The organism is Pseudohaliea rubra DSM 19751 (assembly GCF_000764025.1).
Classification (GTDB): domain Bacteria; phylum Pseudomonadota; class Gammaproteobacteria; order Pseudomonadales; family Halieaceae; genus Pseudohaliea; species Pseudohaliea rubra.
Genome location: NZ_KN234747.1, coordinates 79,181 through 100,909, shown reverse-complemented (window position 1 = coordinate 100,909; position 21,729 = coordinate 79,181). Strand labels below are relative to the sequence as shown.

The window sequence follows — 21,729 nt, the reverse complement described above, 5'->3', positions numbered from 1 at the left end:
GCTCAGCGGCGCCCCCAGCTCGTGCGCAAAACCCCGCGCCAGCCGGCCCACACGGCCCAGGTAAGCTGCTGAAGCGCCGCCTGGAAATCTGTTTCGCGCCGGCTTAGCTGGATGAAACCGCTGGCCTGGCCGTGAGCATCGAACAGCGGCAAAAAGTGCGAGAACACCTCCTCACCATCGATCTCCCGGTAGTCCTCCTGGGTCTCGCCGGAGCTGGACAGCCGGCGGGTGATGCGGCTGTCGGCCATGTCGCGCTCCGTGGCGCCGGCCGCGGCGATACGCCGCCCCTCCCGGTCATAGACCGAGGCCCCATAGACCCGGCCCAGGGAAAAGACGGAATCCAGGCTCGCTTCCAGGCTGGCACGGCTGCCCCGATGGAGGGCCTCATTGACCGGTCCGTGGATCGCCCGGGCGACGAGCGCGAGGTCCCCTTTCAGGGACTGCTCCCGGGAGGCGTTGAGCTCGCTGAGAATCACACGCGTGGCCAGGGCAGAGAGCAGAATCAGCGGCAGCGCAACGGAGAAGATAAGTGTGAGCTGGAGGCTGTTGAGGGAACGACCCGGGATGGCATACTGTGTCATTTTGTCAGACTTTCTGAAAAAACGTATCAAAAAGATACATCAACTATGCCTGACTGGCCACCGGCAAGGCACCGCAGTCACCCCTGAATTAATTTTTTATCTCGTGAATACAGCGTGTTACGAGAGTGCAGGGTATGTGCTGGCACGACCCTTGAAAGCGGCAGGGTGCGTCTACAATCCAACAAGGAGGAACTCTATGACGTTCAAAGCGACTTCCCTCGTTCTCGCCCTAAGCCTCGGCGCCGTGCCCCTGGCCAGCGCCCAGTACAACGCCGCGCAGGGCCAGGGCAATACTGCGCCGCCCCGGGCGCAACAACAGACCGCCGAGGTGAGCGATTCAGACCTGGCACTGTTCCAGAAGGCCTCCGGCAAGATCGCTGAAATCCGCCAGGAGTACCAGCAGGCGCTGCCCAAGGCCGAAAGCACCGAAGAGGCCCAGGCCCTGCAGGAGGAGGCGTCCCAGTCCATGGTGAATGCAGTGGAGTCCTTCGGGCTCACCGTCGATGAGTTCAACCAGATCGCCGCAGCCATGCAGGCGAACCCTGAACTCCGCGAGCGCCTGAACCTGATGCAGGGCGGCTGACCCCGGGGGCACCCCACGCCAGCACTCACGGCCCCCCACAGGGGGCCTTTTTCATCAGCCTGCTGTCTGCCTGCCGCGCCACCCCGAAAGCCGGCTTGATTCACTTGCGGACCCCAGCGCAGTCCTCCGGAGGATAGTGTAGATTGCCGGCTACAGCTGCACGGAAGCAGCATCCAGCAATCAGACCACGGGCAACGCCAGCATATGACCAGAGCAACCGATGACGGCTTCGGCTCCCTTGCCGTTTCCCCGGCACAGCGGTCCAACCTGGAAAGGCTGGGCTATCTGTCCATGACACCCATCCAGGCAGCCAGCCTGCCAGCGGTACTCGCCGGCAAGGACGTGATCGCCAAAGCCAAGACCGGCAGCGGTAAGACCGCCGCCTTCGGTATCGGCCTCCTTGAACGGATCAACCCCCGGAGCCTCGCCACCCAGGCCCTGGTGCTATGCCCGACCCGGGAACTCGCCGACCAGGTCACCGGGGAACTGCGGCGTCTGGCGCGGGCGGTGCCCAATTGCAAGCTGCTGTCACTGGTAGGCGGCAAACCCTTCGGCCCGCAGAAAGGTTCGCTGGCGCATGGCGCCCACGTGGTCGTGGGTACGCCGGGGCGCGTCCTGGACCATCTGCAGAAGGGCAACCTCAAGCTCGACGGGCTGCGAATGCTGGTTCTCGACGAAGCGGACCGTATGCTGGCCATGGGCTTCGCTGATGCCATGGACGCCATCATCGCCGAGACACCGAAAAAGAGGCAGACCCTGCTGTTTTCCGCGACCTACCCGGACGCCATCGCAGCGATCAGTCGAAAAATCCAGAAGGCGCCGGTGAGCGCAACGGTGGAGGCCGTTCACCGCCCGCAGGTGATTGAGCAGCTTTTCTACCAGGTCAGGACACAGGAGCGAAACGCTGCGCTGCTGGCACTGTTCCAGCACTACCGACCGACGTCGGCGCTGGTGTTCTGCCACACCCGCAAACAGTGCACGGCAGTGAATGAACTGCTGAAGGAGCACCGCATTGAATCGCTCGCGATTCACGGCGACCTCGAGCAGCGCGAGCGCGATGAGGTGCTGGCACAGTTCGCGAACAACAGCTGCCCGGTGCTGGTCGCGACCGATGTGGCCGCCCGCGGGCTCGATATCAAACTGCTGGAGGCGGTCTTCAACTACGAGCTGCCGCGCGACCCTGAGGTCTATGTGCACCGCATCGGACGCACCGGCCGCGCCGGAGAGAAGGGGCTGGCCCTGTCGCTGTTCACTGAAGCCGAGCAGCGGCGCCTGGCGCCGATCGAAGGGCAGCTTGGCACACCCTGCCTGCGGGACACCCCCGCCTCCCTCGACCGGGATAGCAGCTTCAGGCTTGCGGGAAAAATGGCAACCCTTGAACTCAACGCCGGGCGAAAGCAGAAGCTGCGTCCCGGTGACCTGCTCGGTGCGCTCACGGGCGAGGCCGGGCTGGCCGGAGACGATATTGGCAGGATCGACATCCTCGACACGCGCAGCTTTGTGGCCGTTGATCGGAGCGTGGCGAAGCAGGCGCTACGCTTCCTGGCTGAGGGCAAGGTCAAGGGCCGCAGCCTGCGCGCCCGGCGCCTGCGCTAGCGCCCGCCGGACCCCCTGCCTGCGGGCTGGAGCCAGGTGATAAAATACGGGGCTTGAAAAAACCCACGCGGAGAAATAATGAAAGCATTCAGCAACACAACCGGCTTCATCACCGGCGGCGCCTCGGGCATCGGCCTGGCCATGGCACGGGAACTCGGCCGCCGCGGCATGCAGGTGATGCTCGCAGACATCGAAGCACGGGTACTGGACAGCAGCGTGGAAACGCTCCGCAGCGAAGGCATCGAAGCTCACGGTACGGTGCTCGACGTCGGCGATCCCGACGCCTATGCCCGCGTCGCCGAGGAAACGCTGACCACCCTCGGCAAGGTCAACTTCCTGTTCAACAATGCCGGTGTCGGCACACTCTCTCCGGCAGGGCAGACCCCGATACGCGACTGGCAGTGGGTGGTGAATGTAAACCTGCTGGGCGTCGCCTACGGCGTAGAGTACTTCCTGCCGTCGATGCAGGCCCTCGATGAACCCTGCCACGTGATGAACACCGCTTCCCTGGCAGGCCATGTCGCAAACGCGGGCTTCGGCCCCTACAACGCCACCAAGTTTGCCGTCGTAGGTTATTCGGAGAGCCTGCGCCAGGAGCTGGCGCAGAGCAACATCGGTGTCTCCGTGCTCTGCCCTGCCTGGATCAAGACCCGCATCGCCGAAAGCGGACGCAATCATCCGGATGCCAGACGCGCCGCGGACGCGCAGTCCGGCATGAATCCCATCGCCGAGCTCATCGAGGCTGAGGGCCTTCCGGTAGACACGCTGATCCAGCGCGCTATCGACGCCATGGCCGAAGGCACCTTCTACGTCTTCACACACCCGGATTTCCGACCCATGGTAGAAGAGCGCCTCGAGCGGGTGCGCGCAGACTACAACAAGCTGCCGTGAGGCAACCGGCGCGGCGCCGTCCTCCCGCGCTGGCTCAGCGGCCCGGGCAGGCCCGGCGGCGCGCTGGAGGCCGAACAGGACCATGGCCCCTACAAACAGAGCGCCGATAAACAGGGCCCGAAGGCTCCCAAGCCATTACGTCATGGTTATTCGTCTTTCTCGTGGTGACGCCGCAGCAGGCGCAGAAGCCGGCGCTCGCGGCCAAAAACCGCGAGCAGCATGGCGAGGAACAGAGCGACGGCAAGGAGCAGGGTAAGGAAAACCACCGGCAGCATCGTCGCCAGCATGAGGATCGTTTGCTCGGACAGCTCTCCGGCCTCCACGGCGCGCGCGAGGGCCCGCGGATTCACCAGGTAAGGCACCTCGAACCAGAGCCAGAGCAAAAGGCAGCCCAGGAGCCAGAGCAGGCCGCCCCCGACCCAGGGCCAGTAGCGTAGCAGGCGCTCGCGCCGGCGAAGAAACGCTGTTTCGCGGGGCGATAGCGTGCTCATGCGCGGGTGCCGCCCAGCGCCCGACCCACCGCGGGCGCGACTGCCATGCCGGCGAGCATCGCAAGGAAAAACACCAGGCCGCCAATACCGCCATAGCTCAGGGACGCGATGGACGGCCCGGGGCAGAGGCCGGCGAGGCCCCAGCCGGCGCCGAAGAGCAGGGAGCCGACGATGAGCCGGCGATCGAAAACCGGCTCCGGTGGCGCCGGGAAGCTGCCGCCCACGAGCGGCGCACCGCGCCGGGTGAAGCGCCAGGCGACGGCCATGGGGATGATGGCGCCCCCCATGACAAAGGCCAGAGTCGGATCCCAGGCGCCGAAAACGTCCAGCCAGCCCTGGACCTTGCGGGTATCGGTCATGCCGGAAATCAGCAGCCCGCCACCGAAGAGTCCGCCGGCGAGGAAGGCGAGGAAGAGGCGCATCAGATCACCCCCAGGCTGTGGCGAAGGGCGAGCAGCGTGACACCGCCGGCGACGATGTAGAGCACCGTCGCCACGATACCGCGCAGCGACAGCCGCGAAATCCCGCAGACGCCATGACCGGAGGTGCAACCGTTGGCAATACGCGTGCCGACGCCGACCAGCAGGCCCGCAGCCACCACCACGAACCAGTTACCGGTGAGGTGGGTCGATGCCTGGCGGTCCAGGGTCGGCACCAGCAGCACCGGAAGCAGGAATACACCGGCGAGGAAGACCAACCGCTCGGCCCAGGATGACCAGCCGCTGCGATCCACGAGGCCGCCGATGATACCGGAGGCGCCCATGATGCGGCCGTTACCAAGAAGATAAAGCGCTGCGCCAAGGCCGATAAGAAGACCGCCGGCGAGCCCGAAGAGCCAGTCCTGTTCCATGTCAAAGCGTTCCTGTCTGCAAAGGCGACGCGAAGCATAGCAAAGATGCAGACACCTACGGGCGCCCGGCCCCCCTCAGCCGAAGAGCGTCCGGAAATAGAGCGGTGCCTTGTCGATAGCAAGAGCGACAGAGACGCCGAGCCCCAGGGCGAGGAACAGGTTGCGCCACCATTCAGCGCGGAATTCCCCCATGACCACGCGGCTATTGGCGAGGACCAGCACGATCACGTAAACCAGCGGAATGACCACGACGTTGACGCCCATGAGCAGGATGACTTTAAGCAGGGCCGGGAAGTCCCAGAAAGGCGCCAGGGCCGCCGCCCCGAGCACGAACACGGTCAGCAGCTGGTGGTAGCGGCGGTTGTCGGCAGAGAAGCGCCAGGGCTGGCGGGCCATATCGAGGATGAAGTAGATCGTCACCTGGGCTGCGACCACAAGAGTCGTCATGGCGGCCGTGAACAGGCCCAGCGAGAAGATCACCGGCCCGAGGAAGGCCAGGCGCTCCGGGAGTGCGGCGCGCAGCACCGCGGAGGCCTGGGCCACGTCGGCGAAGCTGGCGTGGTCCGCCAGGGGGTAGAGAGCGAAAGCGCCGGCGACAAGCACGAAAAAAGCGTAGGCGCCGAAGACGAAGCCCAGGTTCAGCACCGCCTGCCAGAACGCGCGGGTCAGCTGCGCGCGGCCGCTGCCGGCATCCGCGCACAGATAGGGCAGACCCAGCAACGCCGCCGGCGCGATGGCAGCGCCGACCATTGCGATCAGGGAACTCGTCGCGACCCGCGGTTCCGCGCTGCCGGGCACCGGGAGGTCCGGCGGGAGAGCGGGCAGGAAACCGTCGAGGATCGCCCGCCATTCGCTGAGCCCGCGCAGGGCGACAGTGAGAAAGCAGAGGAACATGAGCACCATAAGGAAAGACATGACCCTCTGCATGCGGTCATAGCCACGGGAGAACACGAGCCAGAGCACGCCGGCCGCCAGCGTCACCGAGAGGAGGACCTCCAGGGCCACGGGCAGCCGCCCGCCCGCTCCGGGAGCAAGGCCGATCAGCGAAGTGAAGGCGGAACTCATTACCGAGACCTGACCCATGGTCACCAGAAAGTGCACCGGCACGATCAGCGCAAGGATGACCCACGCGAGCGCCGGGTTCAGCCGCTCGCGCACCAGGGTGAGGATGCCGGTGGCGGGATTGAGCGCGCCAATGCGCGAGGCGCTGTCTGCGGAGACCACAAACAACGGCAGGAGTGGCAGGAGCACCCAGAGCAGATCGTAGCGGAACCAGGCGCCGGCGAGCAGGAAGGAAGCGATCGCCCCGGCACCCATGGTGCCCGCAGCCATGACGGCCGCGGGTCCGACAAAGTTACCGAGAGCACGAAGCAGCCCCCTCACAGCCGGCGACTCATGCCCAGGCTGCGGCGACGCGTGCGTGCGGAGACCTCAGCGCGCGTCATCATTACGGTAGACAATGCCGCCCTTCATGACGAAGTTGATCGTACGCAGGGCACCGATATCGGCAAGGGGGTCAGCCCGCAGTGCGACAATATCTGCGTACTTGCCCACCGCGAGGGAGCCGCTCTCATCGTCGGCGCCGAGCATGCGCGCCGGTTCGATCGTGGCTGCACGAAGCGCGTCGAGCGGCGTCATGCCCGCCTCCACGTAGTACTCGGCCTCGCGCACCGTGGCCGTCGTGCCGTCGTTCGGCTCGTGCGGGAGTTGGTCCGTACCCAGGGCAATGTTGACGTCCTCCTCGATGGCCGTCTTCAGCGCTTCCCAGTGCAGCTTGCCCACGGAGTTCCGGCGATCCAGGTACCACTGGGGCGAGCCGATACGCTCAAAGAACGGCGCCGTGGCCGGTTGGCTGACGACAATCGTCGGCACCAGCCAGGTGCCAGCCTTGTGCATCTTGCGCAGCACCTTGCGGTCCAGCGTGTAGCCGTGTTCGACGCTGTCGATACCCGCGTCCACAGCCACGCTGGTCGCCGCGGAAGAGCCCGAGTGCGCGGCGACCTTCGCGCCGAAGCGGTGAGCCGCGTCTACCACCGCGTTGATTTCTTCGGGCGTCATGAGCGCCTCGGCGATGGCACCACCGTCCGTGGCGATGCCGCCGGAGATGAGGATCTTCACCCACTTGGCACCGAGACTGATCTGCTGCCGCGCCGCTTTCGTGAGCTCGTCGGGCCCGTCCGCGTACAGCACGCCGGGCTCGGAGCCGTGGCCCCCGGTGATCACCAGCGCCTCGCCGGCGGCGTGAATGCGCGGGCCCTGGGATTCGCCCTTGCGGATCGAGCGGTCCAGGGCGAGTTCGGCGTGGCGCGTATCACCGGGCGTGCGGATGGTAGTGACGCCCGCCTGCAGGATTTCCCGCGCGGCGGCGGCCATGCGAAGGGCAAGCGCCGCATCGGTCTCGCCGGCAAGCTCAGCAGCCATCTTGCCCGGCAGCACCAGACCGAGATGCACGTGCATATTCATAAGCCCGGGCACCAGCCATTTGCCCGCGGCGTCCACGCGCTCAGCCTCCGCGGGAATGTCCACGGTACCGCGGGCGCCGATGGCGCTGATGCGGTCTCCATCGACGAGCACAACGGCATCCTCCAGCGCCGGCCCGCCGCCGAGGTCCACCACCGTGCCGCCCACAAGGGCGGTCACGGCGGCGTCGGCGGCCCCGGCGAGCACACCCTGGGCAACCAGCATAAGAGCGGAAACAAAGTGCTTGCTGTTCATAGTTCGATCCTTTTTCGGGGCATCGGGGCGGCGGGCGCCGCCGTCAGGGCAACCACGGCCTGAGGACGGCGCCGGCGGAGCGGCGCCGGGCTGCGGCGAGGACGATCAAAAGCGGTAGCGAAGCCGTACGCCGTAGCGCTGCACGCCGGGCTCGATGTGCAGCCCCCCGGAGAACGCCTTCTGGTAGGCGTTGGTGAAGAAGGTATTGTCGAAAAGATTCTCCACGTAGGCCGTCAGCGTATACCGCTCGTGCTCGAGGCCCACCCGCAGGTTGAAGACATCATAGCTCGGCACCTCCCAGGGGAAGCCCTCCTGGATCAGCGCTGCCGTGGTTGAACGCAGACTGTCGCGGAAGACGTACTCGCCGCGGAAGACCGCGTCCAGTCCCTCGCGCAGGGCGACGGTGTATTCGGCGTCCGCAGAAACGGTCCACTCCGGCGAGTTGGGGATTGTAAAGCCATCGAGGACCCGGTTCTCGCCGTCGATAAAGGCGGTGAACTCGTTGTACTCCGCCTGCAGATAACCAACGTTGAGGTTCAGGAGCAGCCCCGCGGTGGGCGCCGCCGTCACAGAGAGCTCGGCCCCGTAGGACTCGGCCGAATCGGCGTTGTCGATACCCCCGAAGATGATGAAGTCGCCATTCTCGTTGAGGCCGGCCTGCTGGAACGCCGTCTGCAGGTCCGTCCAGTCCATATAGAACAGTGCCGCATTGATCCGCAGCGTGCGCCCGAGGAGATCCGCCTTATAGCCGAGCTCATAGTTCCAGAGCTCCTCCGGGTCGTAGGTTTCGGCCCCGGGCAGCGGACTGACCTGAACGCCGCCGGACTTGAAACCTTTCGCGATAGTGGCGTAAACCGATGCGTCTTCGCTCAGGTCATAGCGGGCGGCAACCATCGGGGAAAAATCCTCGAAGGTATCGTCCACGGTCAGCTCCTGCGACAGGCCGCCACCGAAACCGGAAATATCCGTGAAGATTTTCTCCTCGCTGTAGCGTCCGCCGAAGGTCACCGTGAGCTGATCCGTCACGGCGAAGTCGACCTGGCCGAAGACCGCGTAGATCTCCGTTTCACTGTAGGACTCCTCGCTGTCGATGAGGAAGCCCTCGGGCAGGCCGAAGGGCTGGGCGGCGCCCACGAACGTCTTGTTATCGATGAAGCCTTCATCCTCGGCGTAGTAGAGGCCGATATTCCACTCCAGGCGCGAATCTCCCGAGCTCTGCAGGCGGAATTCCTGGGTCAGGCTTTCCCGGGGAATCGTGCGGAACTCACGGAAAAAGTCACCGGAGCCACCGTCGATATCGCCGCGCAGGAAGAAGTCAGACTCCATGTAGCCGGTGATGCTGGTGAAGCGCATGCTGTCGAAGTCGTAGTCGACGCGGCCGATCCAGTATTCAAAATCGGTGCCCACACTCTGCGGCGCGTTGAAGTTCACCTTGTCCTCGTTCTCAGGAAAGAACCCAACGCCGTCCGGATCCGGATCCGCAAGGCCATCGCCATTCAGATCCGGGAAGTTGGCGTAGAGGACATCGCCGGCGAAGGTCGAGAACACGCCGGACGGCACACCCTCGCGCATGCCCACGTCTTCGGAGGCATCGCTGTAGTTCACGGTGACCGAGAGCCGATCCGTGGGCGTCCAGAGGACGGCGGCGCGGATGTACTCGTAGTCAGCGTCGTTGCCACCGCCCTGCGCGTTGATGTTGCGGATGTTGCCGTCGGTGCTGAAGTCCTTGTAGTTGATGCGGGCGGCCAGCTTGTCCTTGATAAGCGGGATGTTGAGGACACCCTCGAGGTCCATGGTGTCAAAGCGGCCGTAGTCGACCATCAGCGAGCCTTCGACCGCCTCCGTGGTCGGCGCATTGGTAGTCACGCTGATACCGCCGCCGAGGGCGTTGGCGCCGAAGTAGGTCGACTGCGGACCCCGCAGTACCTCGATTCGCTGGATATCCATGATCGGGGGGTTGATACTGCTGCTGGCGAGGTTGAAGCCATCCATGTAAAAGCCGAAGGTCGCGGTGCGCCGCGCCTGGTTCGCGTTGACGAAGTTGGTAACGCCGCGCATGCTGATCTCGCGCCGGGAGCGCGCGCCGTTACTGATGAAGCTGGCATTCGGCACGCGCGCAACGAAGTCGGTCACATCCCGGAACATGTTTTTCTGGATCGCCTCTTCGCCAAAGGCAGAGATGGCGATGGGCACGTCCTGCAGGCTGGCCTCCCGCTGCTGCGCAGTCACTACGATCTCTTCCAGCGGCGCCGCGTTTTGCGCCAGGGCCGGCCCCGCGGTGGCGGCCAGTACCGCCAGGACCAGCGTTCGCCGAGTACTTGCTACTACGGAATATCCATCCCTATTCATGTCCCGATCTCCCCTGAGTGGATCCAAGCCTGCTTGTAACGGGCGCCCCCTCCCCTCGAGGCAGGCGCAGCCAGCGCCGATAATAGGCCGAGGAGGCATGCAAAGACACCCTCCTGAAAGGCAGGATGTCACAAGGCGGCGCCGGTCCCGTGGTAAACTCCCGCGTCGCCTGCGCAAGAGAAAAGAGGACCTCTCCCATGGATAAACGGCCCCATCGCCGCCGGCTTGCCGCTCTGCCCGCGCTCTGCCTCGCTCTCCTCGCCGCCATGGCGCAGCCGCAGGCGCGCGCTGCAGACGCGGTCATGGACGCCGTCGAAGGCCTCTGGGCCTACCGCAGCCTGGTGACCGGAGACGGACAGTCGCTGCCGCTTACCGGCGTCATTCTCTTCAAGGATGGCACCTTTCTGCAGCAGAGCATTTTCAACGGTGAGCCCTTCGCGGAGCAGAGCGCCATGGCCCACGCCGGCCCCTACGGGCCCGGCGGCGCGGGCCTGCGCATGACCTCGGACCCCACCCTCAGCCTGGACCCCACCGGTGAGCTTCCGCTGACAGCCATCGGCGCCCTCGAGCACGATATCTCCGTGCGCCGCGACGGCGACACGCTTGCGATCCGCTTCGGTGGCGGCACGAGCACGCTGCAGACCTTCCGCCGCCTCGGCGACGCGGCAGATGCCACCATCTACCCCCTTGCCGCAGGCGCCCTGGCCTTTGCCAACGGGCACTTTATCCTCGTCAGCGGCAATGCGGAAAGCGCCGTGACCGGCTACGGCACCTATCGCCGCGACGGCGAGGCACTCTCCCTGACGGTAATCCGCTGGGCAGAAAGCGACGGCGCGGAGGTGCGCAACTACCGGGATGTAACCCTGGCAACGACCTTCGACGGCAAGACCCTGACACTGCCCGGCGGTAAGCGCCTCAGCGTCGTCTCCGGGGAGGGGGCGCGGCCATGAGCGAACACGCTTTCACGCTCTACGACCTGCGGGTGGAGACCATCGAGGGCGACCGCCCCTTTGTCTGCAGCCATAAGGCAGGCAGCGGCTTCGAGGTTCGCGGAGAGAACATCTACATGGACCGGGACACGCCGTTCTCACTTTATGCCCTGGCGGCTCTGCTGCCGCTGCTGCCGCCGAAGCAGCGCCCCCTCAACGAGTACGACTGGATGGCGACGGACCACGTGATCGCCTGCCCGGACCCGCATTGCGGCGCCCGCTTCCGCATCAGCCGGATCGGCCGCCAGACCTTCCGCCGCGACGACACCACCATCGAGCCCCTGCCGGAGGACAACCCGTGGAAGGAGTGATAGACCGCCACCCCCTCGCCGGGGGCTATACCATCTCCCGGGTGATCAAGGGCGGCTGGCAGCTTTCCGACGGCCACAGCGAAGCCCTTTCCCGCGACCCGGTGGCCGACATGTTCGCCTTCGTCGAGCGCGGCATTGATACCTTTGACTGCGCCGACATCTACACCGGAGTAGAGGAACTTATCGGCGCTTTCATCGCCGAGAATCGCAAGCGCCAGAGTCCCTGGCCGGTGCGCGTGCACACCAAATACGTACCCGATTACGACACCCTCGGACGACTGAAGAAGGGTGATGTCGAGACGATCATCGACCGATCCCTGGCGAGGCTGAACCAGGAAAGACTCGACATGGTGCAGTTCCACTGGTGGAACTACGCCGTGCCCGGCTGGGTAGAGACCGCCCACTGGCTGAAGGAACTCCAGCAGGCGGGCAAGATCGAGCTGCTGTCGTTGACCAACTTCAACACGGAAAAAACCCGGGAGCTGGCCGACGCAGGCATCGACCTCGCCACCACCCAGGTACAGTTTTCGCTCCTCGATCCCCGACCGGAGAAGGCCCTGCTCGGTCTTTGCGCCGAGCGCGACATGCACCTGCTCTGCTACGGTACCCTCGCTGGCGGCTTCCTCAGCGAGCGCTGGCTCGGCCAGCCCGAGCCTGCGGACCTCAGCAACCGCTCGCTCATCAAGTACAAACTGATGATCGACGAGGCCGGCGGCTGGGCACTGTTCCAGGCACTTTTGCAGGCCCTCGAGACGATCGCCGGGCGCCACGGCACCAGCATCGCCACGGTAGCCTCACGCTGGGTGCTGGACCAGCCCCGGGTCGCCGCGGTGATCATCGGCGCACGCAATGCCGCGCACCTGGACCGCTACGCCGATCTGTTCCGCATCACCCTGGATGAGCGCGACCGCGAAGCCATCAGGGCAGTGCGGAGCCAGATGCAGGTTCCCGCCGAAGACGTCTTCGACCTGGAGCGGGACAAGGACGGCCGCCACGGCGGCATCATGAAGTACAACCTGAACGCCGACTGAGCGGCCCGCGCCGGCGACTGGACCGGGGCTACTCAGGCTTCTGTAGTCCCTCCAGCGCCTCATCACCGGCTGCGGTCAGGCTCCCCAGGATTTCCAGCTCAGCGCGGATGCGGTTGCGTACCTGGTGCCAGAGGTCCTCCTGCTCTACCCGCTCCGCACCGCTGGAACGATGTAGCTCCCGGTAGCAGGCGATGGCCTTGTCTGCGCTGCGCTTCATGGAGAAAGCTTCCGCGGTCGCCCGGGCGCAGCCTGCGAGGGCATCACCATTCGTCTCTAGCCGCGCCTGCACCCACCGCAGCGCATCGGCAAAGACGCTCTGCTCTGCCTGTGTCAGCAGCCTGCCGTTCTCGCCGTCGCGCACCACCTCCCGGGCCCCAGGCGCATCGAGTGCCACTACCGGCAGCCCGGCGGCCATGGCTTCCGTAAGCACCATACCCTGAGTCTCGCTCTGCGAGGCAAAGGCGAACACATCCATCGCGTTCAAGGCGTCGGCAAGCGCCTGACCCTCAAGGACACCGCAGCACAGCAGCCGGTTCTCGAGCCCGGCAGCGCGGAAGGGGGCACAGAGCGCATCCTCCGCATCTCCGCTGCCGACCACCAGAAAATAGGCCCCTTCGTCCCGCGCCAGGAACCCCGCCACTGCGGCGGCAAGAAAGCCAATGTTCTTCTCCTCCGCCAACCGCCCCATATGGCCGACCACGAAGGCGCCAGCGGGCAGGCACCAGCGCCGTCGCGCCGCCTCGCGGTTACCGCGGGCAAAATGCTCCACATAGACCCCGGTGGGGATGACCTGCACCGGACTGGTCACGCCGCGCTCCACGAGCAGATCGCGGATACTCTCACTGGGGGCGATGACCCGGTCCGCAAGATTCGCATAGCGGGTGGCGAGTTCAATCACGAAGGTGTTCAGCGCCGGCGAATCCACTGGCACGTAGTGCGTGTATTCCTCGTAGCGCGTGTGGTGCGTGAAGACCAGCGGCACCGCGAACGTCCGGGCGGCGCGCAAGGCGGTCATACCTAGCAGGAACGGATGCTGCGCGTGGATCACGTCGGGTTTGAAAGCTTCCAGGGTCGCGTTCAGTCCCTTCGGCAGGGGTAGCGCCACAGAAAAGTCGCTGGCATTGAAGTTCTGCAGCGCCGGCACGCGCACCACGTCCTCTTCCGGCGGCATGGCTGGAAAGGTCGGCGCCACCACGAGAGTCCGGTGCCCGGCGCGGCGGAACTCATCGCGGAAGGCGGCTACGGAGCGGGCGACGCCACCCACATGGGGCGTGAAGGTGTTGGTGAACAGGGCGATATTCATAAGGGCGACCTCTCAGGTCAGCGGTTCCAGGAGAGCGCCGTCCTCACCGGGCTCGCAGACCCGATAGCCCGGCAACGCCACACGCAGCACCGGCGGCTCACGGTGCCAGCGCGGCTCCCAGCACACCCGGACGCGGCCGCCTTTTTCGTGGGAAAGACGCACGGTGACCGTACCGAAGGTGGTGGGCGCGGGACCGAAGGCGAGCGGCTCCCCGGTCGCCAGCCAGCGTTCGGGGATGCCGCCGGCTATTACCAGCGTATCGCCCTCCTCGCGCAGGAAGCAGTTGCGAACCATGAGCACCCACTCCGCCGCCGCCCAGACGTGGTGGCCGTCACCCATGCAGCCGCCACCGGTCTGCGGGTGAATCGCCTCCGGCCACTGGCCCGTGGGGCTGGCGAGCCTGGCAACGGCGTCCATAAGCTCGAGGTAGCGCGGGTCGCCGGCGCGCAGGAACACCTGAGCCACCTGCAGCGTCAAATAGGCGTTCTGCCCGGAATGGATCATGTCCTGAAAAAAAGCACCGTCCACGAAGCACCGCTCGAGCAGATAGGCCACGCAGTCCAGGAGCCGCTCATCGCTGGGGGCGAACAACTGCAGCGGGTAACCGGCGGCCACGGAGCCGATGGCCCCGGCGTCGAGGCGCCGGTAGGGCGCCGCTGGCATGGCGGGGCGGCCGAGCCTTTCCCGGGCGCTGGCCAGGCTGCGTTCCACCGCGGCCGCCAGGCGATCCCCGGCAGACGCGGCCCGGCGGGCCGCATCGGGGTCGTCAGCGAGCATCTCCGCCGCGGCGCGAAGTCCGGCGATACTCCAGAAATCGTCCCAGTAATAATAGTCATTCGGCCCCAGGTGCTCAGCGCTGAAGCCCGCTGGCAACAGCCCCGCGTGGGGTGTCAGGGGGCTCTCCGGCAGGCACTTGCGGCTGATCCAGCGGGCGGCGCGATCAACCGGCTCCCGCCAGTGTGCCGGCAGCGCCCCACCCTGGAAGCGCCGATAGCGGTCGAGAAGCCAGAGCACCTCCCCGTTGGAGTCCCACTCCCCTTCCTGCGACCGGAAATAGCCCAGCGGCGTCTGTCGGTCGAAGAAACATTCAATGGCACGGCGGGCCCGCGCCTCCAGACCAACCGCAAGGAGCGCGTGAATGATGAAGGTCGCATCGCGAAACCAGAAACGCTTGTAAGTGTAGGGCCCGGGGTAGGCCTCTTCCGGCGTGTGCAGCACCAGCGAGGTAATCGCGGCGTCATAGAGAAAGCGGTAGTGCGCATCCGGGCACTCGAGCCGACAGGCCCGGTCCCGCTCCCCCGCCCAGGCATCGGGGAGCAGTGGCCGCGCAGGGTCGGCCTCAGCCAGCGGAATCGTCGCGGTGACCGCCATGGCGTCATCGAACGGATAGACCGCCGCCGCGCTGGCCAGGCCTACGGGGCAATCAACGGTGGCCGCACCGGGGTCGGCGCCCTCGAGCTTGAACAGTACGTCCCCCTCCTGATAGGTCGCGGTGTGGTGCGTAACCGGCGCCGGCTCCAAGGTCACCGCCGCCTCACCGTTCACGCGCCACAGAGCGTCCTCAAGGGCGATCTGATTGATGAAGCTCACCCCCTCAGCATTCTGGGGGCGAAGCACCAGCAGGAGGCGCGCGCCGCCGGCGCCGCTGTTGCTCGCCCGGGCATGCAGGCGGCAAACCGGCCGCGCCGCTTCCAGGCGTACCTCAGCGCGGAGCGAGAGCTCAAGCCCATCGCGAACGCTGCGCGTCTCTACGGCAGCACCGCCGTCGAGATCATAGCGCTGCTCGACATCGCTGCAGCGGGAGGGCAGCAAGCGACGCCCGTCGTCGGCCAGCACCCAGACATCGAGCGACCAGCCGTCGAGGAATGGTGTCAGCAGTCCAGCCGGATCCACCACCGGGAGCGCATCGCAATCCGGGTACCCCACCGCCGTCCAGTTGCGATGGGTCAGATTGACGTGGGTGACCGAGAAGGCCCGGGGCAGAAAGGAGCGGTCCCGCGGGTCGTACTGCCGCTCCGCCCAGTAGGGCCAGACCCAATCAAGATTGTGCTGGATCACTTTGCTGTTGATAAGCCCCCGGGCATGAAACACCACCCCCGCGCGGAGCAGTTCGATGGGCTCCCCCACCTCCGACGGCTGGGCAAGACCACGGAGCCGGCCGAGGATCTCGATCGGGTCGAGAAAGCCCTGGCTCGTCGCCGCCTTGCGGATAAGATAGCGCAACGGCGCCCAGCGCCAGCTGTTCATGGATTCACCTCCTCTGCCGGCAGCGCCTGGAAGCGTGCCAGGGCACGGCGGGCAATGCGGTTGAGCGTGACCACGGCTACCACCGTAGCAACAAAGCCGATGCCGTAGATACTCCACTCCAGCGGCGTGCGACCGACGGCCTGATCGTCGACGGAGACCAGGTTTGCGGCCAGGGAGCCCAGATAGACATTGTGCAGGGAAAAGGGCACGAGCCCGATGAACGTTCCAAGGCTGTAGCTGCGGAAGGAAAAGCCTGTCAGTCCGAAGAAATAGTTGGACAGCTTACCGGGGAAGAACGGTACGAGCCGGGTAAGCAGCACCACCTCAAAGTCGTGCGCCTCCATCTCCCGGGTCACCGCGTGCAGTCCGGCGTGACGGCGGATGAACGCCCCGGCCCGTGCTCCCGCACCGTAGCGGGCGAGGAGGAAAGCGACGCAGGCGCCGATTGTGGTGCCGATCACGACGTAGAGCGTGCCCTCCAGCACGCCGAACACGAAGCCGGCTCCGGTAGTAAACAGCACCCCGGGGAGCAGGAAGACAACGACGAGCGCCATGATTGCCAGGAACCAGAGCGCGGACCACAGGCCCTGACCGTCGATCCAGCGCAATAACTCGAGAAGTTGCTGGTCGACGTCGAGCCAGACCAGCACTCCCACTAGGGCGGCGACAGGAGATCGCATGCACCGCTCAGGGTAACACCCATGGCGGGCTCCCCTGGAACCGGCCCGCCCCGGACGCTCAGCGGCCGGTGAAGTCCGGGGCCCGCTTTTCGAAGAACGCCTTGAGCCCTTCGCTGGCGTCTTCAGAGGCGCTGGCGAGGAGGAACTGGTCCGCGTCCATGAAGCTCGCGGTGGAGGCCAGCGCGTTGGCATAGGCATCGACCGCACGCTTGGCCATGCGCACCGGGACCGGCGGCATCCCCGCCACCTGCCGGGCCAGCGCCTCGGCCTCCGCCCGCACCCGGCCGGGCGCCGCAAGACGATCGACGAGGCCCCAGTCGAGGGCGATACCGGCGCGCAGCGGCTCCGCCAACACCAGTAGCTGCTTTGCGCGGGCGGGCCCGACCAGGTTGGTCAACCGCGGGACGCTCTGCCAGGACATGTTCATGCCGAGGCGGAGTTCAGGTACATAAAGGTGTGCGTCTTCCGCCGCCACGCGCCAGTCGCAGGACGCGGCAAGCGCCAGGCCACCACCCACACACCAGCCCTCGATGGCAACGATGGTGATCGCCTCCACTGCTTCCCAGGCCGCGCAGACGGCCGGGCCGAGCTTCAGGCGCGTACGCCGCTCAGCAAGGCTGAGGTCCGCGTCGGCCAACGCAGCCACAGACTCCAGGTCCATACCGCCGGTGAAGGTATGAGCCCGGCCCGTGAGCACGACCGCGCGCACATCGCTGTCCCGGGCGATATCCCGGGCGAGGGTCTCTAGCTCCTCGAGGACGGCGAAGCTCAGCGCGTTGACCGGGCCGCCGGCATCGAAGGCAACGGTGAGGACGTGCTCCCGGCGCTCGAGCGCCAGGAATTTCCAGTCAGCCATGGGCGAGGGCTCCTTGTTCCGGGGCTGGGCCGGGCGTCGCATCGGCAAAAGCCAGGGTGCGCGCTACCAGCAGGTCTGTGGAGGCGTAGAGCGGCAGCGGTGCGTCGCCCTGCGACAGCACCAGGGGGATCTCCGTACAGGCGGCAATCAGCGCCTCCGCACCGCGAGCCGCGAGCGCATCGGCGAGCGCAGCAAGGGCTGTGGTCAGGGCCGGACCGCGCTCGCCCGCCTTGACCCGGTAGACGAGTGCCATGAACGCTGCCTGCTCCGCAGGCGACCAGAGCACTGCCTCGCGGCCCCGGGCCGCCAGCGCCCGCTGATAGAGGCCGGCCTCGAGGCAGCCGTCAGCAGCCATCACCCCGACCCGCGCCGGGGCGCGCTCGTCCAGCGCATCCACGGTCGCATCGATGATCGACAGGAACGGGATGTCCACGGCCGCGCGGATATCCGCTTCCCAGGCGTGCGCCGTGTTGCAGACCATCACCAGGCAGTCTGCTCCCGCCCGCTCCAGGCCCCGGGCCATGGCGGCCAGGGCCGGGCCGACGCTGGGCGAGCGGCCGGCGACGGCATCGTGGCGGTTCGGCAGCGTCGGATTGTGGTCCACAAGGAGGCGCAGGTGCTCCTGGTCCGTGGCCGCGGGCGTAGTCGCGATCAGCCGCGCCATGAAATCCACGGTCGCCGCCGGGCCGAGGCCACCGAGCACGCCCACCGTGCAGCGGGTATTCACAGGGCCTCTTCCGCGGGCCGCGGCCCGCCGAAGCGGAAGCAGGGCCGGTAGGTCGTAGGGTCAATGCGCATGCGGCCCTGGCTGACGAAGGCCTCAAGGAGGCCCCCGAGGCCGGCAACCACATCGCCCTCACCGTAAAGACAGTAGGGCCCCCGCCGCTCCACGGCGCGCACACCGAAATCCTTGACGTTACCGGCGACGATGCCCGAGAAGGCCCGGCGCAGTTCGGCAATGAGCACGTGCCGCGGCTGATCCCGGTGCAGGGCCAGGGCGGCCATGTTTTCGTGGCTGGGCACGAAGGGCTGCTGCAGCTCCGGCGGGATATGCAGCTTCCAGTGGAAACTGAAGGACTCGCTGCGCTCGATGCGCTGGCGACGCACCCCCTTCACGGCGCGCTTCATGGCGCGGGCCACCGCCGGCGCATCGCCGGTGATGATCTCGTAGTGCTCGGCAACCTCGTCACCCAGGATGCTGCGCAGGAAGCGGTCGATATCGCAGAAATAGCCGGCACTCTCGGCCGGCCCCGTGAAGATGAGCGGCAGCTCGACGCCCGCGTTGTCCGGATGCAGCTTGATCCCGAGGAGAAACAGGATCTCTTCCGCCGTACCGACCCCGCCCGGGAAGATCACGAGGCCATGGGCGATGCGCACAAAAGCCTCCAGCCGCTTCTCGATATCCGGGAGAATGACCAGCTCATTGACGATGGCGTTCGGCGACTCCGCGGCGATGATTCCCGGCTCCGAAACACCGAGAAAGCGGCCGTCGCGATTCAGCTGCTTCGCGTGGGCGATGGCGGCGCCCTTCATGGGCCCCTTCATGGCGCCGGCACCGCAACCGGTGCAGATATCGAAGCCGCGAAGGCCGAGCGAATAGCCGACGTTCTTGGAGTAGTCGTATTCCCCCCGGGGAATCGAGTGCCCGCCCCAGCACACCACCAGGCGCGGCTGCAGGTTGCTGCGCACCACGTTGGCATTGCGCAGAATGCGGAACACGGCATCGGTAATGCCCGCCGGCGTGCTGAGATCGAAGGCCTGCTGCTCGGCGAGCTTGTGCTCGGTGAAGATGATGTCGCGCAGCGCCGCGAACAAGTGGCTGCGGATGCCGGCAATCATGCGGCCATCGACAAAAGCCTGGGCCGGTGCATTGCTCAGTACCAGCTGCAGGCCGCGGGGTTCCGGCACCACCTCGATGGCGAAGTCCCGGTAGGCATCGTAAACGGCGCGGGCATCGTCCGTCCCCCCATCCGTGTTCAGGATGGCCAGGGCACAGCGCCGGAACAGCTCGTGGCTGGAGGCGTCGGCGTTGGCAAGGCTGGCCATCTCGCGCTGGGAGAGCAGGTCGAGGGTCTGCAAGGGGCGCACGGATGCGCGAGCCATACGCGGGGCCGTGCCGGGCGGGGGGCTGAGTTCGTCTTCGTTCATGGGCGACAGTATAGCGTCGCCGGGTAACAGAACGCTTGCAGAGCTCTCAAGGCAGCCCCGCCTCCAAGGCGAACACCAGGCCCCGGCCCGGGGCATCGATGCCGGAGCCGTGCTCCCGGTAGCGGCTGTCAAAGACGTTGTCGACACCCACGGTCACGGTCCAGCGCTTGCCGACCTCGCGCTGCGCCTGCAGATGCCAGACGGTCCAGCCATCGGTGCCGTTCGGGTCGATGCGGGGGTCGCGCACATCCCGGGGGCCGAGCCGGTCCTGTTCAGCAGCGAACTGCAGCACGGCGCGGCCCCGCCAGGGGCCCGCCGGGTCCCAGGCCAGCGCAAGCCGTCCATAAAGGGGGGGAATCCGGTCCCCAGGGGCCGTGGTGCCATCGCCGGGCCGCTCCTCACCGCGGGTCCAGTTGGCCGTGGCATCGAGAGCGAGCCGTGGTGACAGCTGCGCCCACAACCCGAACTCGGCGCCGTGGACGCGGGAACGGCCGATGTTCTCGCTGGTGACGACAAAACGCCCCGTGGGCGACGTCGCACCGGTTTCCACGCTGGTAATGCGATCCTCGTAGTCAAGGCGGAACAGAAACAGCTCAGCACGCAGATCCTCCCCCTCCCAGCGCAGGCCGAGGTCCGTGCTCAGCACTTGCTCCGGACCGAGGTCGGGGTTGGCTGCATTGAAACGGTTGCCCGGGCGCGGACCCAGGGTGCCCAAGTCGAAGATGTTGGGAACGCGGAACCCCTCGGAAACGTTCGCGAGGAGGGAGAGGCTCGCGACCAGCTCCTGGCGCAGACCGAACTGCAGGCTGAGGTTGTCGGGCTCAAGCCGCACTCCCGGAGCCGGCGCTGTGGCCGCAAGGTCGACCCGGTAGCGGCTGTAGCGTGCGCCGAGCTCTATGCCGGTGGCGGGCCGGGGGCTCCAGGAGTGGGTGACGAAAAGCGCCGCGCTGGCCAGTTCCGAGCCGTCGGGATAGCGCGGGGCAACGGCGGCCGGCCGGCGGGCGCCGACGGTAAGCTGGCGGCCACTGCGTACCTCGTCACCGGTGACGTCCATGCCATAGCGCGTGCGGTGCCCGGCGGTCCAGCGCTTCGCCAGCACCAGGGAGGCGCTGTAGAGGTCGCTGCGGTTCTGCTCCGTGAACAGCAGGGGACTGCTGAAGTCACGGGTCTTGCGGCCATCATTGATACGCTGCCAGCCAAGCTGCAGCCGGGCGTGATCTGCCCAGGGCCGGTCCACGGCCGGCTCCAGCACCAGCCCGAGGAAGCTGCGTTCGTTCGGTGAGAACTCGAACAGGGAAGACGACGGCAGCAGCTGGCCGAAACCGGGCACCAGCTCGTCGACCCGCGGCGTCGATGGCTGTGCGACGTGCTGCGCCAGCAGGCGCCACTCCCCGCCGCCAGGAAGGCGATGCCGCGTCATAAGGTTAACGCCACGGCTCTCGTAGCCGCTGGGGCGCACGGTGTCACCGCCTCCGGTCCGGCGGTCCCTGATGGCGACCGACTGCACCGCCAGCTCCACCGCGTTGCCTGCGTTTCCCTAGGCAAGGCCTGCCGTGACCTGCCGGCCCTCGTCGCTGAAAACCCAGGCGGCCCGGCCAAAAGCGCTGAGGGGCTGGTCGAAGGCCGGCGGCCGGGTCACAACCTGCACGGCACCGCCCATGGCGTCGCTGCCGTAGAGCGTCGCGACTGCACCCCGCGCGACCTCCACCGCGGCAATACCCGCAGTGGGCACCAGCCCCAGGTACTGGTTGGGGGCGCTGCGATAGAAAGCGTTATTGATACGGAAACCGTCGACGAGATGGAGCACCTGGCTCCCCTTCAGGCCCCGGACAATGGGAATCCCCTGCCCGGGAGTGGTCTGCTGGACGAAAGTGCCAGGCATGCCCCGGAAGAGATCCGACGGCAGCACCGGCGCCGTCTCGCTCGCGGCCGCCGGCACGCGGCGTGCCACCGCCACACTCGCGCTCTGCGCCGGCGACGCCAGGCGGCGGGCGGTCACCTCGACGACCTCAAACGCCGGCGCCGGCATGGCCACCGCGCGGCCTGCAGCAAGGCAAACTGCTGCAGCCAGCCACCGCACTCCGAAGAGGCGATGGCGGCGGCGCCTG

Annotated in this window: 21 protein-coding genes; 6 read left to right on the top strand and 15 right to left on the bottom strand. The window is 66.7% G+C overall.

Features of this window, described 5'->3' with window-relative positions; all coding sequences use genetic code 11:
• Window positions 1-2 precede the first annotated feature (2 nt).
• Window positions 3-581 (bottom strand): hypothetical protein, encoded by a 579-nt coding sequence (locus tag HRUBRA_RS02350; protein WP_035514169.1) that lies wholly within the window; start codon window positions 579-581, stop codon window positions 3-5.
• Window positions 582-777: 196 nt separating this feature from the next.
• Between HRUBRA_RS02350 and HRUBRA_RS15330 the strand changes: the two genes are divergently transcribed.
• The 3 genes from HRUBRA_RS15330 to HRUBRA_RS02335 all read left to right on the top strand — a co-directional run bounded on the left by HRUBRA_RS15330 (window position 778) and on the right by HRUBRA_RS02335 (window position 3,651).
• A complete protein-coding gene (locus HRUBRA_RS15330) occupies window positions 778-1,164 on the top strand; it encodes a DUF4168 domain-containing protein (protein WP_035514166.1) in 387 nt (128 codons plus the stop codon).
• Between the two features lie 204 nt (window positions 1,165-1,368).
• The gene (dbpA, locus tag HRUBRA_RS02340) at window positions 1,369-2,760 is read left to right on the top strand and encodes an ATP-dependent RNA helicase DbpA (RefSeq protein WP_035514164.1); all 1,392 of its coding nucleotides are present in this window, start codon (window positions 1,369-1,371) and stop codon (window positions 2,758-2,760) included.
• 78 nt (window positions 2,761-2,838) lie between these two features.
• Window positions 2,839-3,651: an SDR family NAD(P)-dependent oxidoreductase gene (locus tag HRUBRA_RS02335; RefSeq protein ID WP_035514162.1), complete on the top strand. Its 813-nt coding sequence runs from the start codon at window positions 2,839-2,841 to the stop codon at window positions 3,649-3,651.
• A 146-nt stretch (window positions 3,652-3,797) separates the two neighbouring features.
• Here the strand turns inward: HRUBRA_RS02335 and HRUBRA_RS02330 are convergent, their stop codons facing one another.
• The 6 genes from HRUBRA_RS02330 to HRUBRA_RS02305 form a co-directional block, all read right to left on the bottom strand.
• Window positions 3,798-4,142 (bottom strand): hypothetical protein, encoded by a 345-nt coding sequence (locus tag HRUBRA_RS02330; RefSeq protein WP_035514159.1) that lies wholly within the window; start codon window positions 4,140-4,142, stop codon window positions 3,798-3,800.
• A complete protein-coding gene (locus tag HRUBRA_RS02325) occupies window positions 4,139-4,564 on the bottom strand; it encodes a DUF6691 family protein (protein WP_035514158.1) in 426 nt (141 codons plus the stop codon). Before HRUBRA_RS02325 ends, HRUBRA_RS02330 begins: the two co-directional genes overlap by 4 nt.
• Window positions 4,564-4,992, bottom strand: a complete 429-nt coding sequence (locus HRUBRA_RS02320) for a YeeE/YedE family protein (RefSeq protein WP_035514156.1) — start codon at window positions 4,990-4,992, stop codon at window positions 4,564-4,566. The genes HRUBRA_RS02325 and HRUBRA_RS02320 overlap by 1 nt, the downstream gene beginning before the upstream one ends.
• Before the next feature lie 75 nt (window positions 4,993-5,067).
• Window positions 5,068-6,375: an NRAMP family divalent metal transporter gene (locus HRUBRA_RS02315; RefSeq protein ID WP_236629756.1), complete on the bottom strand. Its 1,308-nt coding sequence runs from the start codon at window positions 6,373-6,375 to the stop codon at window positions 5,068-5,070.
• Between the two features lie 48 nt (window positions 6,376-6,423).
• Window positions 6,424-7,707 carry an amidohydrolase family protein gene (locus tag HRUBRA_RS02310; RefSeq protein ID WP_035514154.1) on the bottom strand — a complete coding sequence of 428 codons (1,284 nt, stop codon included), beginning with the start codon at window positions 7,705-7,707 and terminating at the stop codon, window positions 6,424-6,426.
• 105 nt (window positions 7,708-7,812) lie between these two features.
• A complete protein-coding gene (locus tag HRUBRA_RS02305; protein ID WP_052094290.1) occupies window positions 7,813-10,056 on the bottom strand; it encodes a TonB-dependent receptor in 2,244 nt (747 codons plus the stop codon).
• 197 nt (window positions 10,057-10,253) lie between these two features.
• Here HRUBRA_RS02305 and HRUBRA_RS02300 point away from each other — a divergent pair, with 197 nt between their 5' ends.
• Genes HRUBRA_RS02300 through HRUBRA_RS02290 form a run of 3 tightly spaced genes read left to right on the top strand, consistent with a single transcriptional unit; the run spans window position 10,254 to window position 12,387 of the window.
• Window positions 10,254-11,006 (top strand): hypothetical protein, encoded by a 753-nt coding sequence (locus HRUBRA_RS02300; RefSeq protein ID WP_035514152.1) that lies wholly within the window; start codon window positions 10,254-10,256, stop codon window positions 11,004-11,006.
• The gene (locus HRUBRA_RS02295) at window positions 11,003-11,356 is read left to right on the top strand and encodes a TIGR04076 family protein (protein WP_035514150.1); all 354 of its coding nucleotides are present in this window, start codon (window positions 11,003-11,005) and stop codon (window positions 11,354-11,356) included. The genes HRUBRA_RS02300 and HRUBRA_RS02295 overlap by 4 nt, the downstream gene beginning before the upstream one ends.
• A complete protein-coding gene (locus HRUBRA_RS02290; RefSeq protein ID WP_084592399.1) occupies window positions 11,344-12,387 on the top strand; it encodes an aldo/keto reductase in 1,044 nt (347 codons plus the stop codon). Before HRUBRA_RS02295 ends, HRUBRA_RS02290 begins: the two co-directional genes overlap by 13 nt.
• Before the next feature lie 28 nt (window positions 12,388-12,415).
• On the opposite strand, the gene HRUBRA_RS02285 is transcribed toward HRUBRA_RS02290, so the two are convergent.
• The 8 genes from HRUBRA_RS02285 to HRUBRA_RS02250 form a co-directional block, all read right to left on the bottom strand.
• A complete protein-coding gene (locus HRUBRA_RS02285; protein ID WP_035514148.1) occupies window positions 12,416-13,690 on the bottom strand; it encodes a glycosyltransferase in 1,275 nt (424 codons plus the stop codon).
• Window positions 13,691-13,702: 12 nt separating this feature from the next.
• Window positions 13,703-15,937 (bottom strand): hypothetical protein, encoded by a 2,235-nt coding sequence (locus HRUBRA_RS02280; RefSeq protein WP_035514147.1) that lies wholly within the window; start codon window positions 15,935-15,937, stop codon window positions 13,703-13,705.
• Window positions 15,934-16,617, bottom strand: coding sequence for a TVP38/TMEM64 family protein (locus tag HRUBRA_RS02275; RefSeq protein ID WP_084592398.1), 684 nt, complete (start codon window positions 16,615-16,617; stop codon window positions 15,934-15,936). The genes HRUBRA_RS02280 and HRUBRA_RS02275 overlap by 4 nt, the downstream gene beginning before the upstream one ends.
• A gap of 58 nt (window positions 16,618-16,675) precedes the next feature.
• On the bottom strand, window positions 16,676-17,473 hold the full coding sequence (locus HRUBRA_RS02270; protein ID WP_035514145.1) for an enoyl-CoA hydratase/isomerase family protein: 798 nt from the start codon (window positions 17,471-17,473) through the stop codon (window positions 16,676-16,678).
• A complete protein-coding gene (gene cuyB, locus HRUBRA_RS02265) occupies window positions 17,466-18,200 on the bottom strand; it encodes a cysteate racemase (RefSeq protein WP_035514142.1) in 735 nt (244 codons plus the stop codon). The genes HRUBRA_RS02270 and cuyB overlap by 8 nt, the downstream gene beginning before the upstream one ends.
• Window positions 18,197-19,576, bottom strand: coding sequence for a nucleotide 5'-monophosphate nucleosidase PpnN (ppnN, locus tag HRUBRA_RS02260; protein ID WP_168139626.1), 1,380 nt, complete (start codon window positions 19,574-19,576; stop codon window positions 18,197-18,199). Before ppnN ends, cuyB begins: the two co-directional genes overlap by 4 nt.
• 91 nt (window positions 19,577-19,667) lie before the next feature.
• Window positions 19,668-21,128, bottom strand: coding sequence for a TonB-dependent receptor (locus tag HRUBRA_RS02255; RefSeq protein WP_144244351.1), 1,461 nt, complete (start codon window positions 21,126-21,128; stop codon window positions 19,668-19,670).
• A gap of 30 nt (window positions 21,129-21,158) precedes the next feature.
• Window positions 21,159-21,650 (bottom strand): TonB-dependent receptor plug domain-containing protein, encoded by a 492-nt coding sequence (locus HRUBRA_RS02250; protein ID WP_161787585.1) that lies wholly within the window; start codon window positions 21,648-21,650, stop codon window positions 21,159-21,161.
• Window positions 21,651-21,729: the final 79 nt, after the last annotated feature.